Below are 431 nucleotides of genomic sequence, written 5' to 3'. Positions count from 1 at the left end.
GTCATCGTCAAGATTCATTTCGCAAAACCCCTATCTGCGCATGCAGGTAGGGGTTTTGTCTTTCTGGCCTACCAATCCCAGGCCTGCACACCCCCCTCTGTGGGAGCGGGTTCACCCGCGAACAACGGCAAAGCCGGTGCCATCCACCACGTCGCCCGTTTTGCGCACCAGTCCGCTCCCAGCCCGACCGCAAAATACCCAGGCTGCGACAATATTCCTGTCACATTCACGTGACTTTCCCGTATCTACCCTACGTCAAGACTTTGGTTCGGGGCACTCCTGGCCCCGTGCTGCGCATTTCCGGACTTCCACCGTCCCATCACTTGAGGTAGCAAGCAAGATGGCCAAGGCCGCCGATGTCGTTGTGCAATGCCTGGAAAACGAAGGTGTCGAGTATGTGTTCGGCATTCCCGGTGAGGAAAACCTCGACC

General features: G+C 57.5%; 1 protein-coding gene and 1 pseudogene. Both read left to right on the top strand.

Translation table 11 applies throughout. The features are described 5' to 3' along the window. A pseudogene (locus IRZ77_RS27050) lies at positions 1-234 on the top strand (hypothetical protein); the annotation flags it as partial. A 106-nt stretch (positions 235-340) separates the two neighbouring features. After that, positions 341-431: thiamine pyrophosphate-binding protein (locus IRZ77_RS27045; protein ID WP_230385159.1), on the top strand; the 91-nt coding region annotated here is incomplete at its 3' end.

The organism is Pseudomonas pudica (genome assembly GCF_015680405.1).
GTDB classification, from domain to species: Bacteria; Pseudomonadota; Gammaproteobacteria; order Pseudomonadales; family Pseudomonadaceae; genus Aquipseudomonas; species Aquipseudomonas pudica.
This window is presented reverse-complemented; position numbering and strand designations above follow the sequence as displayed.